16 protein-coding genes are annotated in these 17,099 nt (G+C 58.8%); 4 read left to right on the top strand and 12 right to left on the bottom strand.

Annotation, left to right across the window (positions count from 1 at the left end; all coding sequences use genetic code 11):
• Nucleotides 1-244: 244 nt before the first annotated feature.
• The 4 genes from dop to pafA are packed head-to-tail and all read left to right on the top strand — an operon-like array spanning nt 245 to nt 4,481.
• Nucleotides 245-1,918, top strand: a complete 1,674-nt coding sequence (gene dop / locus JS530_RS05655; RefSeq protein ID WP_214376209.1) for a depupylase/deamidase Dop — start codon at nt 245-247, stop codon at nt 1,916-1,918.
• An 11-nt stretch (nt 1,919-1,929) separates the two neighbouring features.
• The gene (locus JS530_RS05650; RefSeq protein ID WP_214376208.1) at nt 1,930-2,799 is read left to right on the top strand and encodes an inositol monophosphatase family protein; all 870 of its coding nucleotides are present in this window, start codon (nt 1,930-1,932) and stop codon (nt 2,797-2,799) included.
• 18 nt (nt 2,800-2,817) lie between these two features.
• Nucleotides 2,818-3,021, top strand: a complete 204-nt coding sequence (locus tag JS530_RS05645) for a ubiquitin-like protein Pup (RefSeq protein WP_214376207.1) — start codon at nt 2,818-2,820, stop codon at nt 3,019-3,021.
• Nucleotides 3,021-4,481, top strand: coding sequence for a Pup--protein ligase (pafA, locus tag JS530_RS05640; RefSeq protein WP_214376206.1), 1,461 nt, complete (start codon nt 3,021-3,023; stop codon nt 4,479-4,481). Before JS530_RS05645 ends, pafA begins: the two co-directional genes overlap by 1 nt.
• A gap of 101 nt (nt 4,482-4,582) precedes the next feature.
• Here pafA and JS530_RS05635 read toward each other — a convergent pair whose 3' ends face one another.
• The 12 genes from JS530_RS05635 to JS530_RS05580 all read right to left on the bottom strand — a co-directional run bounded on the left by JS530_RS05635 (nt 4,583) and on the right by JS530_RS05580 (nt 17,042).
• Nucleotides 4,583-4,864: an HU family DNA-binding protein gene (locus JS530_RS05635; RefSeq protein ID WP_003830278.1), complete on the bottom strand. Its 282-nt coding sequence runs from the start codon at nt 4,862-4,864 to the stop codon at nt 4,583-4,585.
• Between the two features lie 281 nt (nt 4,865-5,145).
• Nucleotides 5,146-7,560 carry a lysylphosphatidylglycerol synthase transmembrane domain-containing protein gene (locus JS530_RS05630; protein WP_342590059.1) on the bottom strand — a complete coding sequence of 805 codons (2,415 nt, stop codon included), beginning with the start codon at nt 7,558-7,560 and terminating at the stop codon, nt 5,146-5,148.
• 127 nt (nt 7,561-7,687) lie between these two features.
• The gene (gene purB, locus JS530_RS05625) at nt 7,688-9,124 is read right to left on the bottom strand and encodes an adenylosuccinate lyase (protein WP_214376205.1); all 1,437 of its coding nucleotides are present in this window, start codon (nt 9,122-9,124) and stop codon (nt 7,688-7,690) included.
• Nucleotides 9,125-9,135: 11 nt separating this feature from the next.
• Nucleotides 9,136-9,552: a hypothetical protein gene (locus JS530_RS05620; RefSeq protein ID WP_214376204.1), complete on the bottom strand. Its 417-nt coding sequence runs from the start codon at nt 9,550-9,552 to the stop codon at nt 9,136-9,138.
• A 136-nt stretch (nt 9,553-9,688) separates the two neighbouring features.
• A complete protein-coding gene (locus tag JS530_RS05615; RefSeq protein WP_214376203.1) occupies nt 9,689-11,299 on the bottom strand; it encodes a PGAP1-like alpha/beta domain-containing protein in 1,611 nt (536 codons plus the stop codon).
• Nucleotides 11,300-11,301: 2 nt separating this feature from the next.
• Entirely contained in the window at nt 11,302-11,613 is a 312-nt protein-coding gene (locus tag JS530_RS05610; RefSeq protein WP_214376202.1) for a hypothetical protein, read from the bottom strand.
• A 181-nt stretch (nt 11,614-11,794) separates the two neighbouring features.
• A complete protein-coding gene (locus JS530_RS05605) occupies nt 11,795-12,361 on the bottom strand; it encodes a DUF6466 family protein (protein ID WP_425350859.1) in 567 nt (188 codons plus the stop codon).
• A gap of 5 nt (nt 12,362-12,366) precedes the next feature.
• The gene (locus JS530_RS05600) at nt 12,367-13,404 is read right to left on the bottom strand and encodes a vWA domain-containing protein (protein ID WP_214376201.1); all 1,038 of its coding nucleotides are present in this window, start codon (nt 13,402-13,404) and stop codon (nt 12,367-12,369) included.
• Nucleotides 13,401-14,462 carry a vWA domain-containing protein gene (locus JS530_RS05595; protein WP_214376200.1) on the bottom strand — a complete coding sequence of 354 codons (1,062 nt, stop codon included), beginning with the start codon at nt 14,460-14,462 and terminating at the stop codon, nt 13,401-13,403. Before JS530_RS05595 ends, JS530_RS05600 begins: the two co-directional genes overlap by 4 nt.
• Complete coding sequence (locus JS530_RS05590; RefSeq protein ID WP_425350854.1) at nt 14,459-15,010, bottom strand: hypothetical protein; 552 nt, start codon at nt 15,008-15,010, stop codon at nt 14,459-14,461. The genes JS530_RS05595 and JS530_RS05590 overlap by 4 nt, the downstream gene beginning before the upstream one ends.
• Entirely contained in the window at nt 15,010-15,954 is a 945-nt protein-coding gene (locus tag JS530_RS05585) for a DUF58 domain-containing protein (protein WP_214376199.1), read from the bottom strand. Before JS530_RS05585 ends, JS530_RS05590 begins: the two co-directional genes overlap by 1 nt.
• Nucleotides 15,951-17,042, bottom strand: coding sequence for an AAA family ATPase (locus tag JS530_RS05580; protein ID WP_214376336.1), 1,092 nt, complete (start codon nt 17,040-17,042; stop codon nt 15,951-15,953). Before JS530_RS05580 ends, JS530_RS05585 begins: the two co-directional genes overlap by 4 nt.
• Nucleotides 17,043-17,099 lie beyond the last annotated feature (57 nt).

The raw sequence follows: 17,099 nt of genomic DNA, 5'->3' as shown, positions 1-17,099 counted from the left end.
TGGTTCAATCATGTTGCTGCCACCATTCCACTGACGGATTTCTAACCTTGACTGACGGATTTCTAACCTTGACTGACGGATTTTGAACGTATTTCGTTGGAAAACCTTCAGTCAGTGTTGGAAAACCTTCAGTCGGTGTTGGAAAACCTTCAGTCGGTAGGATAAATCGGCAGGAACGAGGGGACGGAGGCTCCACCATCCTACGGTTTTGCGAGGATTGTGAGCAACGGAGTGAGGAGTGTATATGACTGTGCAACGTGTGATGGGAACCGAGACCGAATATGCGGTCTCACTGAAGGCCGCCGGCCACTATAACCCGGTGCAACTATCCTTTGATGTGGTCAACGGGGCGGCCGGCCAGCACAGCACCACGATTCGCTGGGATTACCGGCAGGAGGATCCGGTCAACGACGCTCGCGGTACCAGACTGGAACGCGCCGCCGCTCGTCCGGACATGCTCACCGACTCCCCGCAGCTCAACATCACGAACGTGATTGAGCCCAACGGCGGCCGCGTATACGTGGACCACGCGCACCCCGAATACTCCGCTCCGGAAACCACCGACCCGTTCGAAGCCGTGCGCTACGACCATGCCGGAGACCTCATCATGCAACATGCCGCCGAGCGTGCCGCCGCCGCAACTGGCACGCCAATCGTGCTGCACCGCAACAATGTGGACGGCAAAGGCTCCAGCTGGGGCACGCATGAGAACTATATGATGGTGCGCAGCGTGCCATTCGAACAGGTGACACGCCTGATGACCCTGCACTTCGTCACCCGCCAGATCTACGCCGGCTCAGGGCGCGTAGGAATCGGTGAGCACAGTGAAACAGCCGGATTCCAATTAAGCCAACGTGCCGACTACATTCATGCCAAAGTCGGCTTGCAGACCACGTTTGAACGCCCGATCATCAACACGCGCGACGAATCCCACTCCACCGATGAATACCGCCGTCTGCATGTGATCGTAGGCGACGCCAACCGTATGCAGGTGCCGCAGGTGCTGAAGCTCGGCACCACCAGCATGCTGCTCTGGCTGCTGGAGCATGCCGACGAAGCCGGTTTCGACATGGCTGCCTTCCTCGATGAGTTGGAACTGGCCGACCCGGTTGAGGCCATGCGCACGGTGTCTCATGACCTCACACTCGCCGCATCGTTGCCGCTGGAGCATGGCGGCGAAACCACCGCATGGCTGATCCAGCTGAAACTGCGCCAAGCCGTCTACCAGGTAGCCGCGCTGATCGACGGCACCGACACCACAGGCGAGCCAGCCTGGCCGGATAAGGCCACCACATCCGTCATGGCGATGTGGGGACAGGCTCTCGCCGACGTGGCCACTATCCGCCATGCCGAAGATGATGATGCGCGACTGGCTCTCAGCAATGAGGCAAGTCGTGTGGAATGGCTGTTCAAATGGCAGCTTTTGGAGAAAATGCGGCGCAAAAACGCCGGTGGTATATCGGCAACCGTGCCGGCTTCGCTCGGCTGGGATAGTCCGAAACTCAAGGTCATTGATCTCGCTTGGGCCGCACTGGACCCGAAAACCAGCGTATTCGCCAAGTTGGAATCGCGTACTGAGCGCGTGGTGAGCGATGCGGACATCGCACAGGCTACAGTCGAGCCTCCTGAACACACGCGCGCATGGTTGCGCGGCAAACTGGTCAGCAAGTTCGGCAGCGAAGTGGCCGCGGTCAGCTGGTCACGGCTCACCGCGCGCGATCCGCAATCCGCACAACACAGCGATTCCGCGGAATTCTACGGCAACGCCAGCCACGCCACGGCATCGGCGGCACACCTGTTCTCGTTGGACATCTCCAATCCATTGCGATTCGGCAAACAGGATTGCGAAGCTCGGCTGAACACTGCGGAACACGCCATTGATGTATTGAAGTCACTGGCCATCAGCATGGAAGGATAAACTGGACTGTTATGGAAGACACAACGACACAGAGTCCACAGGAACTGCGCAGTCTTGCGCTGACAGTAGCCGCGCTTCTTGAAGAAGCAGGCAAACATGCCCTCCATGATCAGATCAACCCGCGCAGCATCGTGCAGTCGGTCAGCGACAGCCACGCCAGCGGCGGCAATCGCTACAAGCTGGAAGCCGACAGCAGAATATTGCGTTTCATGAGTACACGCCTAGCTGACATCGCCCACTTCGACGGCTTCTGGACCACGCGTCCGTCCACAAGCCGCCCCGGTCAAAAATACTGGTACATCGGCAAAATCGACGGTGTAATCAACTACGTGCGTCGTATGAGCGAATGGACGTTGACCGCGGCCTTGTTTGAATTCGACGAGAACAACGAGCCGAAGCCGATTCTCGGCGTGGTACATGCCCCCGCGCTGGGACTGACCTACTTGGCAGCCAAGGGCGCAGGCGCAGTGCGCATCCATAAGACCGCAGTCGGTGAGAAGCGCGACAAGGTAGTGCCCTCCATGACCTCCTCGCTGGAAGGCTCCGTATTGAGTTACGGCATGTCGTTCCTGCCGGGCGAATCCCAGCGCGCGCTGGACGTGGCCTCCGCTTTGGTGGCCGGCAAGCCCGCCGACATCAAGCGCGTGGGCCCGGCATCCCTGGACTTGTGCAAGGTGGCAGACGGCACCTATGACGCCTACTTCGAGCCGATGCTGCACGTGTGGGATATTCCCGCCATCGCCGCCGGCACCGTGGTGGTGTGGGAAGCCCAAGGCACGCTGAGCCGTTGGGATGGCGACCGTATCCACTGGCGTCATGACAACGACGTGGTAGCCACCAACGGTTTGATCGTGCGTGATCTGAAACAGTACCTGAAGTAGAAGAAGGCAATAACAGATATGCCACAGCAATTCGAACAACCACAATCCCAGTCGCAGGAAAACCACGAGGAGGATGCGCTCGCTGCCGTTGAAACCAATCAACAGCAGCAGAACGACGACCAATCCGACGTGCTGGACAGCATTCTTGACGACATCGAATCCACGTTGGAAACCAATGCCGAGGAATACGTCAACAGCTTCGTGCAAAAAGGCGGCGAGTGATGCCCCAATTGCGTGATAGCGGTACCCGTACCCTCCACGCCACAGAACCCGTGCCATCCGCTGAGATGGACGGGTTCTGCCGTATTTTCGGCGTGGAAACCGAATACGGTGTGGCGGTGACCGGTGCCAACAAGCCGGTGGATGCCGGCCAAGTGGCCATGACCATGTTCCAGCCCATCGTCTCCCGCTCCCGTTCCACCAACACTTACCTGACGAACGGCTCGCGCCTCTATCTTGACGTTGGCTCCCACCCCGAATACGCCACGGCCGAGGCTCGTGACCCCCGTGAAGCCTTGGCGCAGGATCTCGCCGGCGAGAAGGTGATGCGGAATCTGGCCTTGAAGGCGCAGGCCAAGTTGCGTGAATCCTACGGTGAACACGCCACCATCCATGTGTTTAAAAACAACGTGGATTCCGCAGGCCACGCGTTTGGCTGCCATGAGAACTATCTGGTACGCCGCTTCGTACCATTGGAAACCATCGAACATCAGCTGCTGCCGTTTTTGATTACCCGGCAGCTATTCACCGGTGCCGGACGCATGACCTCGGATGGTTTCCAGATCACCCAGCGTGCCGACTTTCTGGACGAAGCGGTCTCTTCGGCCACCACGCGCTCCCGCCCGATGGTCAACACGCGTGACGAACCGCACGCCGATCCTGATTCCTTCCGCCGTCTGCATGTGATTATCGGCGATTCCAATCGTTCGCAGTGGGCCACATGGATGAAGCTTGCCGTAACCCATCTGGTGCTGTGCGTAATCGAGGAGGCGTTCCGCCAAGGCGAGCCGTCCGGTTTCGAGCAGTGGGCTTTTGCCGCCCCCGCACAAGCCAACCGTGCGGTAAGCCGATTCCTGGACACGCCGGATGCCGAACTGGCGCTTGCCTCCGGTCAAACGGTCACCGCACTGCAACTGCAGCGCCAGTATTATGCTGCCGTCGAATCATTCCTGAAGCAGCATGCGGACACGATGAGCACGTCATTGTCGAACACTTCCATTGCCGAAATCATGGGGGAGTGGAATAGCGCGTTGGAAGCTCTGGCACAGCATGATTATGATGCACTTGCCGACCGCGTGGACTGGGCTGCAAAACGGAGGGTTTTCGAGGCGCTGCGCCATCGTCGTCCGAATGTGACGTTCGCGCAACTGGAGCAGTTGGAACTCGACTATCACGACATCGCCAATGGGCGGCTCTATGGTTCGCTGACCACACGCGAGCAGATGCGCCAGCTGTTGGCCGCGCAAGCGGTGGAGCATGCGGTTCACGAGGCTCCGGCGGATACGCGCGCGGCTTTGCGCGGACGTTTCGTGGAAGCGGCCCTTGCCTCCGGCGTCCAGTTCTCCGCCGACTGGACCCACCTGACCGTTACGGCACCCGAACGTAAGGAAGCGGTGCTGTTGGATCCGTTCAGCGCCAAACCCACTGCGGAGTTCGAATCGCTGATGGATACCTTGCAGTAATTCCTGCAGTAGCAGTCCCTGCAATACGAGAAAACCCCGGCCGTCATGGTCGGGGTTTTACTTATCTCGTGATGCGCGAGAGGCTCACTAGGAGCGAAGGGTCACTCGGTGACAGCCTTCTTCAGCAGGGAGCCAGCGGAGATGCGCACGCCGTAGGAAGCCGGGATGTTGATGGTCTCGCCGGTACGCGGGTTGCGGCCGGTGCGAGCAGCGCGCTTGACGCGCTCAGCGGAGAAGAGACCAGTGAGCTTCAGGCCTTCGCCGGACTTCATGGCCTCGACGAAAACATCCTGGAAGGCGTTAACAGCAGCCTCGGCCTGGGCCTTGGTCAGGTTGGACTTCTGGGCAATCTTCGAGACGAGATCAGACTTGTTGTATGCCATAAAGCATCCTTCTTGGGTCAGTGGGCAGGCACGGTTACCTGTCCGATTCATCACATGATAATAGCGCATGGCCCCACCTAAACCCGCATTTTATAAGGGTTTTCACATCTTTTTTAGCGATTTTTTGCCTAATGTGCCCATTGTGTGGAAGCTTGGCCACTATAGGGGAAGATTCCGCACGGTTTTGTTGACGTTTCGCCTTGTTCTGACATGCTGTTAGTCGCTTGCAATCCTTGTGCGTACAAGGTTTTTCAAGCACAAGGGACCGCTGCACGTCAGAGTCACACCAGATTGTGCTGATCGAGCCACTTCATTGCTGCAGCGCCCAGCGGAATACGCAGCCAGTAGAACACCACACGGTGCAGCAGCGTTGCGGACAATGCCACAGCCTGCGGTACGCCAACCGCCACGAACGCAAACGTCAACGCGGCTTCCACACCGCCCAAACCGCCAGGAGTCGGCACGGCGGAACCCAATGCGTAGGCGAGCATGAACACGAACGTGGTCTCAATCGGATTCGTGGCATATCCGAACGCCTGCAGTGCAGACCAGAATGCCAAACCGGTGGTGATGTTCTGGAACAATGCACCGGCGCAGCTGATGGTGAGTTGCTTCGGCTGGGAGAGCACGTCAAGCAGCTGATTGATATAGGTTTTGGCCAGCGGCATCAGTTGCTGGGTGACCCAATGGCGAACCGGCGGAATCATCATCGCTATCGACACCACCACCACGACAATACCCAGCACAATCACCAGTGTGTTGGTAGGAATGGCACCGGAAAGCATGTTGCGGCCGGTGAACATGCCAATCAGCACCAGCATGGCGAAATAAACGCCGTAATACACCACCAGCGCAGCGCTCATAATGGCACTGGCGGTGGTGTTGCGGTAACCGGACTTGCGCAGGAACTGCAGATTCACAAACGAGGGACCTACGCCGGCGGGCATGGAAACCGTTGCGAAACCACCGGCAACCTGGCTCATGAATACTCCGGTATTGTCGCGCTTGTGCGCATCCATCAGTGCGCCAAGCGAGATTGAGGAACCAATCCAGCCGCAAACGCCGAAGGTAAGCGTCACCACGGCCATAATCGGATTCGCATTGGTGAGTGCGTCAATGATTTCTTCGGGTTTGAGCTGGGTGAACACCACAACCACGGCGACCAATACCAGCAGCATCGTAATCATCGAACGCCACGAGAAGCGGGCGAGCGTCACCGGTTCCGCAGCTTCGGAGGTGTCTTCATCAGACAATGCGGTGATTGAGCTGCGCAACGATTTGAGCAGCTGCTTATCCCACGTGTCCAGTGCTCTCGTGGGGGAGGGAACCGCCACTTTTTGGATAAACGGAACCAATGTGCTGAGTGTCAGATCGCCCCAGGCTTCACGGGCGGCATCCATTGCGGGCTGCATGCCGATCAGCGCAGCGAGCAGAGATAGAATCTGCACCTTGTCAAGCGCGGTGTTTGCGGTGCTGGATGCATTGTCGCCATTCGACCAGCCGGCGATTACCGGGGTGCCATCCTCAAGTCGGGCCAGCGTATCGGGGGTGATGCGTCGATGCGTGTATCCGCGGCGGTTCGCCACGGACACATAGCGCATGTAGGCGATGGCATCGGCCTTGGTCAACGTTTTCAGATTGGCAGGCATGGCGATGGTGTTGGCATCGAGCACCAGAATCGCGGATTCATCGGTATCCGCAATGCCATAGGGGGATGGCGCAGGCAGTTTGATATTGTGCAGGCCGAGCAGCATCGAGAAATGATGTTGCACGGCATCACGCACGGATTTATCGCGGCGAATGGACACGCTGGTGAAACGAATCCAATCCCACACCTGCTTCAAATAGCCAACCGTGTGGGTTTGCGCGTCCAATACGGAGACGATGAATTTGCGCCCGTTGGTGGTGGTGAGATCGTACAGGCGTGATCCTTGCGTGAGGTCGTCTTCCAGCGAGGTGGCGAACGAACCACGGTTGAGGGTCACCGGTTCCTGATGCCGTGTCAACGTGGCGGTGTCCAAGCCGATGCCCCTCAAAGCGGTGACCAGTGAGGTGCCCCAGACGCCCTTGTTCTGCGTGCCTACGATGAAGCGAATCAGCATGCCTACGGTGCGACCAGCCGTCATGGACACCAGCATGCCGGTCACCGAATGCCAGGACAATACCACCATGACACCGGCGGTGATGTAAAGGATGTTCCAGCTCCACTTCACGCTGGAACGCGTGCGGCGGGGGCCGGCAGCCGTAAGGAACGCGGCCATGCCGGCATAGATGTCCGGTAAAAGTCCCGATCCGAACGAGGTGGCGGCGGAGACCAGCGCCAAGGCGAGTGTCTGATCGCTGAGGCTGCTGATCAGGGAGGAGAGTGCCCACACCGTGCCATAGCCAAGGAACATGGCGATGGCGGAAACCGCTGCCTGCAACCATTCTCGGGCTAGCAGGATTTGCGCCAGCACCATCACCACCATGATGATGGTGACCAATTGGGTCAGTACGGTGGATGGATAGTTGGCGAGCCAGTTGATGGCTTGCGCGGCGGTGTGCGCATCCGATTCCACACCGCGGGTGATACCGCCCATGAATACGGCGAACACCATGACGATGACCGCGGTCAGCAAGGAGAGTGCGGCTCTGGTGAGGTCTGCGAAATCACGGGTGCGGCGTGGCGCCACATCGTCGATAACCGGTTCTGCCACCTGAACTCCTGTTCGCGTTGGATAGTGTGGACTCGATACTAATAACAGTGATTCGATACTAATAGTAGGGCGCGTACGCAATCGCGCACGCGCCCTGTCAGTGATATTGCTGTGTGGTTTACGCCATTCAGCGGTCGAAGGCCACCAGCTTGGACGCCACGCCGGTGTAAGTGGCCGGAGTCAGCGCCTTCAAACGGGCCGCGGTCTCGGGGTCGAAGGACTGCTGGTCGATGAACGCCTCGACCTGTTCCTTGTTGATTTCGTGGCCGCGCATCAATTCCTTGACCTTCTCATACGGCTTGTCCATACCCGGCAGGCCGCGAAGCTCGCAGGCGCGCATGGCGGTCTGAATCGGCTCGCCAAGCACCTCCCAGTTCTCGTCCAGCTCGCGGGAGATCACATGATCGTTCGGGTGAATGGACTTCAGGCCACCCATCAGGTTGTACAGGGCCAGCTGGGAGTAGCCGAGTGCGGAACCGATGTTGCGCTGGGTGGTGGAGTCGGTCAGATCGCGCTGCCAACGGGATTCCACGAGGGTGGCGGAGAGCGTGTCGAGCAGCGAGCAGGAAATCTCGAAGTTGGCTTCGGCGTTTTCGAAGCGAATCGGGTTCACCTTGTGCGGCATGGTGGAGGAGCCGGTGGCGCCCTTGACCGGCACCTGAGCGAACACGCCACGGGAGATGTACATCCACACGTCCACGCACAGATTGTGCATGATGCGGTTCGCATGGGAAACGGTGGAGTACAGTTCGGCCTGCCAGTCATGGGATTCGATCTGGGTGGTCAGCGGGTTCCAAGTCAGACCCATACGGTTGGTCACGAACTCACGGGAGACGGCAACCCAGTCCACATCCGGGCATGCGGCCAGGTGGGCGCCGAACGTACCGGTGGCGCCGTTGATCTTGCCCAGATACTCCTGATTCTCGATGTGCTTCAACTGGCGGTTCAAGCGGTACACGTAGACGGCGAGTTCCTTGCCGAGAGTGGTGGGGGTTGCCGGCTGGCCGTGGGTCAGGGAGAGCAGTGCCTTGTCCTTGTATTCCTCAGCCTTTTCGGCCAGATGGTCGATGATTTCCTTGAAGGCCGGGGTCCAGACGTTCTCCATCGCGTTCTTCACGCAGCGGGCGATGGAAAGGTTGTTGATGTCTTCGGAGGTGCAGGCGAAGTGCACAAGGGTCTTCAGCGCATCGTTGATGTTGGTCATCTCGGCCGGAGCCTTGGCGAACTGGTCGTCGATGTAGTATTCCACGGCCTTCACGTCGTGGTGGGTCACGGCCTCATGAGCGGCATGTGCGGCGATGCCTTCAGCGCCGAAGTCCTCGGGGATGGAGCGCAGGAACGCCTTCTCCTCTTCGGTGAACGGGTGAACGCCGTCCACGATCGGCTGGTTGCCGTTGCCCTCGAAGCCATTGGCCAGAAGAATCATCCACTCGACCTCGACGCGCATGCGTTCGCGATTCAGGGCGGGTTCGCTCAGGTATTCCACGAGCGGAGCGGTGGCGTTATGGTAACGGCCATCAAGCGGGGTCAATGCGATTGCAGGGGAAATATCAGTAAGCTTCATAATCTCCTAGGTTACTTCCAGCCGTGAACCTCAAGGTTTGTATGCGGTTGTATCGTTGGCTCCTCAGACTTGTCGCGTGACGGTTTGGGAGTGCGAACCATGATTACCAACGAAACAATCCATGGAATCATACCGATGAGCACCACCCAGAACGCAGCGGGAGCGCATGCTTTCCATTCGTCGGTGAGGAATGTCTGCTGACCGAGATCGGCAATCGGCAAGTCGTTGCACCCGGCCTGGAAGGGGAATAGGCCGGGTACTACGAAACACACTTCGGCGGCAAAGGCGGCTAACGCTCCGGCTATATGCAGTAGAGCGTTACCAAATTGCTTCCATGTTGCAGCGATTACTGCTCGTCCGATATGCAGGATCAAGAATATCGGCGTGGTAATCAGCAATACAATGCTCACTGCATTGCCGAGAACCAAAGGGACCCAACTCAATGCTCGTCACTTCCAATTAATCGACTTATCGCCTGACACAGCGTTTTGATTATCAGTCTTCTACTCGTCATTGTACTGTTAAGTCCTTTCTTGACAACTTTGTCAATATTGGGATTGACGGTTATTGCTCAAAGGTTTGGACTTGGGAGGAGTAATCGGCTGGAGCCTGCGTGGTGCTGGAGGTCATGCGGCCTTGGAAGTAGCGAGTTTCCTTGAGCTCACCATCAATCACGCTTTGGAAATGAGATTCATGGCGCTGCACTGCAGGCGACCCCAAATCAGTGGCGTTCTGGTAGGCGGCCTGATGGTACTTCAGCCAATGACTGAGTTCGCGGCCGTTGGTCGCGCCTCCCGCCACTGGTGCCGCATCATATGAAGTAGCCCCATAAATCGGCGTTGCGCCCGGTGTACAGGAACCATCGGCGTTGACGGTGCTCGCACTTGCTGCCGGGGCAGGGGAGACGTGGCCGCGAACGGTCAGCCAATTCTCCGTTGCGGGATTTGCCGCACCATCCAAGGCGCCAACCAGCTCATCATCGATTTCCACGCTTGTTACCCACGTGTCGGAAGGAATCGGATGATTCGCCACCGGGGATCCCGCCGTGACCACATGCTCAATGTTGTAGTCCTCGGACCAATCGGAAGCTATGGTTGCGGCCACGATACCGCCTTGCGAATGCCCAATCAAGGCCACCGGCTCATCCTTACCGATACCCGCCTGTTCCATGGCACCCGTCACCATGCGCACACTGTCGGCACGCATGCGACGTTCCTTATCCGAACTCATCAGCTCCACGTTCTGTTCCCAGCCGAATGGTGAATCCTTCTTACCGTCTGTGCCGGGAATCGTGACCAGCCACGCATTGCTACCGTCCGCTTTCTGGTAACGCTGGACGGCGATGGTACCGTATTCGAGGCCGCTGTTGAGATTGATTTTGCCCAGCCGCTCCTCGCCGAGTCGGCGCAGATTCTCCAGGGCGCTGCCCACACTGTTGCTGGAGCGCACCACCTCGTTGCGCGCATGCACTTCGGTGATTTCGAGATGGTTGCCCTGCACAATGTCTTTAACCGGTCCGGATACATTCGCGATTTTTCCGGCACCCTGATTGACCTCATCGGTTTGCTCCACGCCCTCGCCAAGCGCAATGCCACCGATAAAGGATCCCAATCCGCTCATCACACCCTCCTGGAACGGGTAGGTTGAGGTAGACATCCATGTCGGATTCGGTTTGCCTTCAATCACCCAGCCGGAAATTAGTCCGCCGATTGCCACAGCCGCTGTGCCAATCAGTCCATGCTTCGGTTTGAACTGGACGCCGGCCTGCACCGATTCGGTGAAGATACGTCTGGCAGACAATTCCGCATCCGAATACAAGGCGTGCGCGCGAATCAGGAGGCTGGCCGTACTCGAAAGCTCGCTGCTGAGCCTCGTGCATTCGGCGGCGTGCTCCTGGCAGCGCGCTCCCAAAACCGTATAGGAGACCGTGGTATGCCCTGCCGTTGCAGTAAGCGGTTCGCCCGCCGACAGCGCCGGACACATGGGCGCACTGGTGCGATGCGCTTGCAATTGCAACGCGGCACTACTCCACGATGTTGCCAGCGCGGCAAGAGCCGAGGCCTCATCATCAAGCGCTCGGGCGATGGCCGTGTATTCCTCCAATGTTGCCGGCGCATAGCCGGTGCCGCCATACACGGAGGATTCAACCTGCCAGTAATAATCGTTCTCGCTCATGACTACCCCCAAGCCAAACGGTGCGTGGATTCACATTCCTGTGCAAGCGTGTGCGCCGCTTGCATGATCTGATCGAGCCTGGCACGAAACAGGATCGCGGCGTTGCCGGTCCAGACAATGCCTTTGGCCTTGGCGGATGCCACAGACATGCGCTCGCAGACGGCGCTGGTGGCGGCTTGTTGTGCGTTGATGAGATTGCGGCTGCGCTCCACGGCCTGATGGCAGGGGCATTCGCCGTAGCTGAATGGTGTGACAGGATTGCCTACGAACCCGTTGATGGGATTCGGCTCTGGTGGTGTGTTAAAAGTGCTCATGCATCCAGCAAAAAGGATGGAGCCTGCAACTGTCTAGCTGAATCGACCTATGTGGTTCGAGCTTATGCAAAAAGGGCCGGTTTATGCACAACAAATGTGGATAAACCGGCCCTGAGGGGCAAAACCACTAGCTATCGGCGTGTCGGATTCGATGCTCTGCCGTATCTGAACGAATCGGATATCACCACGGCTTGGTGGTGCCGTTGGTTTTGCTCTGGGTCTCTTTCTGCTCTTTTTTGGTGTTGGCCTGCGTGTCGGTGGACTGCTGATTGGCCTTCATCAGCTCTTCCACCTGCTTCTTTTGTTCCTCGGTCAAAGAGCCGCCCTTCTTGGCGTTCTTCTTCGAGGAGCTCGCGGACCCGTTGGCCTCAGTCTGATTCTCAGTGGAACCGGTTTGCTGAGCTTCGACCTTCTTCAGCGTGATTTTGGTCAGCTCCGCGGAAACCGAGGCATTGGCATCGATTGCGTCGCGGATTTGCGGCAACAATGCCGAGCGCATCTGCCCGGCTTCGGCGAACTGGGCATCGGTCTGCTGCTGTTGCGCATTCAGCGTGCTCAAATCCGTGGATTCATCCTGTGCCGCCTTGATGTTCGCATTCAGCGAGGTAGTGGCCTGATTGAATTTGACTGCTGCGGACAGATTGACTGCGGCAAGCCCCGCAATCACCAACAGCAGCACTGCGGCAATCACCAAGGCAATGCGCAGGCCGAGTTTGCCGCGTGCGCCACCCGCATGGCCGGTCTTCATAGCCCTCATATGAGCCTCCTTGATGTTGCGATCCATGCTCCCACCTCGCATACCAACAGCAGCGCCAGTATGATGGCGAGCGGCCATACCACAGGCGTGGTGCGCGTGCGTGGTTTGGCGGTATTGGTGACTCTCCACTGCTTGGAAGCCTTGGAAGAGGCCTGCCCGGCCAACGTATTGCTGGCATTCAGTGCAATATAGGTGCCGCTGATTTCGTCGGCGATATCCTTGAGGTTCTGTTCATCCATTTTCGAAATGCCGGGCTGACCGGTATCCGGATCGGTGACCCACTGATCAGTGGTGTTGGAATCACCAGCGCTTACACCGTCGGCAATCAGCGGGATTTTGCCACCTTCGCTGGAGCCAACGCCAACGGTAAAGCCATCATCCACATACTGACGCAGTGAGGAGAAGGAGCGACGTGCCACATTCGAGGTTTGCTCGCCGTCGGTGATCAGGTACAGCACAATCACATCATCCGGATGAGCGTCACGAATCGACTTGGCGGTAACCAGCAGCTGATTAATCGGGGCATCCAAACTGGAACCCGCCGATACCGAGGTGGATTCCACAGCCAACGTATCCGCCCAGTTGTCGATAGCCGGGGTGTCAGGAGTCAGCGGCACATCCAACGTGCCGGAGGCACCGAATCGCAAGGCCGCGAAACTGGCATCCGCATAGGTGCTGGTTACATCGTGCACCGCCTTGCGCGCAGCCTCGATACGCGTCACGGTGTCATTCGAGCCATAATGCGCATCGGCAACCGCCATCGAACCGGTGGTGTCCACCGCGATGATCACATCCGTGGCATTAATGGCGCGGGACGTGGTCGGTGCCACAACACTCGGGGTGAGCACCATCACGGCAGCCACCAGCAGCATCAGTGTGCGGCGCGTGCATGCCCATACGGTTTCGTCCGTGGCGTTTGCATGCTTACGGCGCACGAACTGCACGATTTCCGCCACAGCCAATACGGCCAACAGGACGGCGAGAATACCGCCTGCGATCCAGCCCAAAGCGGGGGAGAAGGTGAATCCGTTCATCGTCTCAGCCTCCAAGCACAAGCGATGGCGACTACCACAATCACCACCACGGCCAATGTCCACCAGCCTGGAGCGTCAGACATGGAGGCTTTGGCCTTGTTCTGCGATTCGGTGTCGCGGCGCGACTGGATGTCTTTGACCAGTTCGTTCACGTTCTGGCCGTCCGACTGGGTGAGGAACACGCCACCATGGGATTCGATGGCCGACTTCATATCCAGTGTGGTTTGATCGCCTTCGCTGGACTTAGGTCCCGAATACAAGCCGTCCACGGTGATTTTGGTTTGTTGGGTCAGATCAAGCGCCTCTGACAGGGAATACGTGGGTTTGCCGGACACCACATTATCGGTGGCCAGCACAATCGAGGCGGCACGCTGACGCTCGGCATTTGCTTGGGTCGCAGATCCATAGGCGAAACCGGGGAGCATGGCTGCACAGGAGACCACACCGTCGCCAATCAGCGACGTGGCATCCTTACGATTCTGAGTGCCTTCCAACCAATCCGCGATCTTCTGATAATCGGAGTCGGACATATTATCGATATCGTCCTGGGTTTCCACACCCTTCAGCGCTTTACTGGCTGCCGTCAGCTGCTCGGTGACCAGTGCATAGTCATCGGTTAGGGGAAACACCGTGCGCGATGTGGAGTTGAAGATGCTCAAGCCGATGCGTTCGCCCTCAAAATGCTTGATGAGCTCCAGATACGTGTCGATGACCTCACGGTCGTAAGGCAGTGTGGATCCGGACACGTCCAGACACAGCACGATATCCCTGCTGGAGGCGCGTTCGTCGCTGGTATCCACTTGAGATGGGCGCGCCACCAGTGCAATCGCCAATGCCAGCGCTGCTGCGAGCAGTACCACGGTGAGGCGGTTCAATGCACGCCATTGGCGGAACAAGCGAGAAGCATGCTCCGTATTGAGGTCGTCGTCCAAAGAGAACACGGCGTTATCGTCGGCGGCGGCGTTGCGCTTGGCGAACACCACGGCAAGCACGATAATCGCCACCGCAACCAGCACGCCGGCCAGTGCGGCCCAAGGCCAATGCCAGACCAGCATCATGCTCGCCACCTTTCCACCAGATTCGCCACCCATTCACCGGCCTGTTCGACCGTAACCGTGCGTGCCGCATGATTGAACGCCGGATCCGCGAACTCAGGCGGATACATGGCCTCGATGGTCTGCCGCAAGGTATCCAAACCCTGCCGATTCGTCGACGTGCGATCAATCAGCGTCAGATCAGTCAACGTACTGGCGTTGAGCGGTTTGCCGCTGGCCACCGTGGCGAAATCGCGGGCGATCAGCGCCAACTCCACGAACGCATCCTCACGGGACAGTATGCCTTTGGCATGGCGGGCCAGCACATCGTCGATACGCTGGCGCCACTCGGCCTTGGAACTGGCGTTGCGATGGGCGCCGCGCAGTTGCGTCTGTTTACGAGACCGGCGCCGAGGCCGGGACAGCACGATGGCCACAATCACCAGCAGGGCAGCCAGTGCGACGCACACAGCAATGACGGCGATCAGCGGACCGGTGAGCGACAAGGTACCCACCGGATGCAAATCATCCGTATTGGCTGCAAAAACAGAGGAATGCCACAGCATGGTCATCAGCGCTCACCTGCCAAACTCAGTGCAGGCGCCGCGCCCAATTGATTGCGTGTGGTGCGGGCCAATGCCACGGACACCAATGAGACGAACTGATTGAACATGGATTCACTCGATCCGGCGCGAATCATGAACGATCCGGTACGATTCAGCTCCTGTTCCAGTGCGGCCGCCAGATACTGACGATGAGTCTCAACCTGTTGGGCGCTCGCAGCCGAGCGCAGAAAAGCCGGCACCCTACGATTGGTGAGGCCGTCCAAAGGAGCCGCATGGCCGCGCGCCAACGGTTTGAACGGATTCAAGGTAGCCACGTCGATCAGCACCACCGGATGCGTGCGCGCGATTCGGCGGAATTCGGCGATATGGCGTTCAGCCAAAGCCAATTCGTCGGTGGCCAGCACAATCAGCGCATGGGTGTCTTTGATACGACGGGCATATTCAAGCAACGCATCGATATTGCGCTGATGATTCCACTCGCGCTCGAGCGACTTATCCAAGGTGCGCTCGAACTGTGCGAATCCGCCATTGAACGGGATGCGCGTGATGCTGGATTCGTCGCCGAGCACGATGGAGACATCGTCGGAGCGGCGTAGCGAGAGCGCCGCGAACATGCGCAGCGCATTAGCCGCCACCTCATAGGCATGCTCGCCGGACGGGCAAATGCCTTGCATCTCACGGCCCACATCCATCAGCAGCCAGACGCGGGATGTGGACAGACGCTCACGCTCAACCACCATAGGCTGGCCCTGCCGTGCACTGGTTTTCCAGTCGATCAGGCGGGATTCATCACCTGGCTCGTAGGCGCGCACATCCATCACGTCACCGGCACCACTGCGGCGGCCGGACGCGTGTTCGCCCTCAAGCACCCCAAGTGCCTTGCGCACGGTGGGAAGGCTGATCTGGGTGCCGAGGGTCTCAATCTTTCTGCGAATGGAATCGGAACTCACGGAACAGGAACCGTTTCGACGATCTTGTCAACAATCTGGTCACTGACCACGCCATTCGCCAACGCTTCAAACGTAAGCACGATGCGATGGCGCAGCACCTCATGGGCAAATGCCTTGATATCCTCCGGCACCACGTAATCGCGGCCGGACAGCAGCGCCTTCGCCTGACCAATGCGAGTCAGGGCGATGGTGGCGCGCGGGGAGGCTCCCAAGCGGACCAGCGAGGCAAGGCCCTTGATCGGGCGTGAGCCGGCACCGCGGGACGTGGCTGCGATATCAACCGCATACTTCATGATGGCGTCGGACACGTGCACGCGGCGTGCGGCCTTGCGCAAGAACTCCACGTCGGCAACGCTGATGCGTTCGCCGGTGATGGTATCCGGGCCGATCATATCCGAGCCGCGGCGGGTGAGCATGGCAAGCATGCGTGTCTCCTCGTCGGCGGTGGGGTAGGTCATCACGGCCTTCATCATGAAACGATCCATCTGGGCTTCCGGCAGGTTGAATGTGCCTTCCTCCTCGATGGGGTTCTCGGTGGCGATCACCATAAACGGCTGCGGCAAAGCGATGCGCTGACCACCGATGGTGGTGGCGCCTTCGGCCATGGCTTCCAGCATGGCGGATTGCGTCTTGGCGTTGGAGCGGTTGATCTCATCCAACAACACGAAGTTGGCGTGAATCGGGCCAATCTGCGTGGTGAACTTCTGTGAGGCGAAGTCAAACACTTGGGTGCCGGTCAAATCGGACGGCATCAGATCCGGAGTGCACTGCACGCGCTTAAACGTGCCGGAAACACAGGTGGCCAGCGTTTGCGCGGCCGTGGTCTTCGCCAGACCGGGGACGGATTCAATGAGGATGTGGCCTCCCGCAACCAGCGTGACGATCAGCGATTCGCGCAGGTTGTCCTGACCGACCAAGGTCTGGGAGAACCGGGAGCGAATGGTGTCCGCCAACAGGCGTGCGCGCTTGGCGTCATCAAGGCCCAGGGGTGCGGCGGCACCGGGCACTGGAGCTGCGGCTGGAGTCGGCAGCGGACGCTGAAGCGAGGGTTGCGGAGGCAAATTCGGTTGCGTGGGGAACAGAGTCATGCCCACCACTGTAACTACCTACGCTGACTGAGGAGCTGGGAGAATGCCCATCATCAG

This window comes from Bifidobacterium colobi (assembly GCF_018555455.1).
Lineage (GTDB): Bacteria > Actinomycetota > Actinomycetes > Actinomycetales > Bifidobacteriaceae > Bifidobacterium > Bifidobacterium colobi.
The sequence above is the reverse complement of the archived record's forward strand: the minus strand, read 5'-3'. Positions and strand labels throughout refer to the sequence as shown.

What these genes read in the sequence shown, in the direction of transcription:
- purB (WP_214376205.1), bottom strand. Translation starts at nt 9,124, where the DNA reads ATGAAGCTTACTGATATTTCCCCTGCAATCGCATTGACCCCGCTTGAT.
- pafA (WP_214376206.1), top strand. Translation starts at nt 3,021, where the DNA reads ATGCCCCAATTGCGTGATAGCGGTACCCGTACCCTCCACGCCACAGAA.
- JS530_RS05610 (WP_214376202.1), bottom strand. Translation starts at nt 11,613, where the DNA reads ATGAGCACTTTTAACACACCACCAGAGCCGAATCCCATCAACGGGTTC.
- JS530_RS05590 (WP_425350854.1), bottom strand. Translation starts at nt 15,010, where the DNA reads ATGACCATGCTGTGGCATTCCTCTGTTTTTGCAGCCAATACGGATGAT.
- JS530_RS05580 (WP_214376336.1), bottom strand. Translation starts at nt 17,042, where the DNA reads ATGACTCTGTTCCCCACGCAACCGAATTTGCCTCCGCAACCCTCGCTT.
- dop (WP_214376209.1), top strand. Translation starts at nt 245, where the DNA reads ATGACTGTGCAACGTGTGATGGGAACCGAGACCGAATATGCGGTCTCA.
- JS530_RS05600 (WP_214376201.1), bottom strand. Translation starts at nt 13,404, where the DNA reads ATGAACGGATTCACCTTCTCCCCCGCTTTGGGCTGGATCGCAGGCGGT.
- JS530_RS05650 (WP_214376208.1), top strand. Translation starts at nt 1,930, where the DNA reads ATGGAAGACACAACGACACAGAGTCCACAGGAACTGCGCAGTCTTGCG.
- JS530_RS05615 (WP_214376203.1), bottom strand. Translation starts at nt 11,299, where the DNA reads ATGAGCGAGAACGATTATTACTGGCAGGTTGAATCCTCCGTGTATGGC.
- JS530_RS05605 (WP_425350859.1), bottom strand. Translation starts at nt 12,361, where the DNA reads ATGAAGACCGGCCATGCGGGTGGCGCACGCGGCAAACTCGGCCTGCGC.
- JS530_RS05645 (WP_214376207.1), top strand. Translation starts at nt 2,818, where the DNA reads ATGCCACAGCAATTCGAACAACCACAATCCCAGTCGCAGGAAAACCAC.
- JS530_RS05595 (WP_214376200.1), bottom strand. Translation starts at nt 14,462, where the DNA reads ATGATGCTGGTCTGGCATTGGCCTTGGGCCGCACTGGCCGGCGTGCTG.
- JS530_RS05635 (WP_003830278.1), bottom strand. Translation starts at nt 4,864, where the DNA reads ATGGCATACAACAAGTCTGATCTCGTCTCGAAGATTGCCCAGAAGTCC.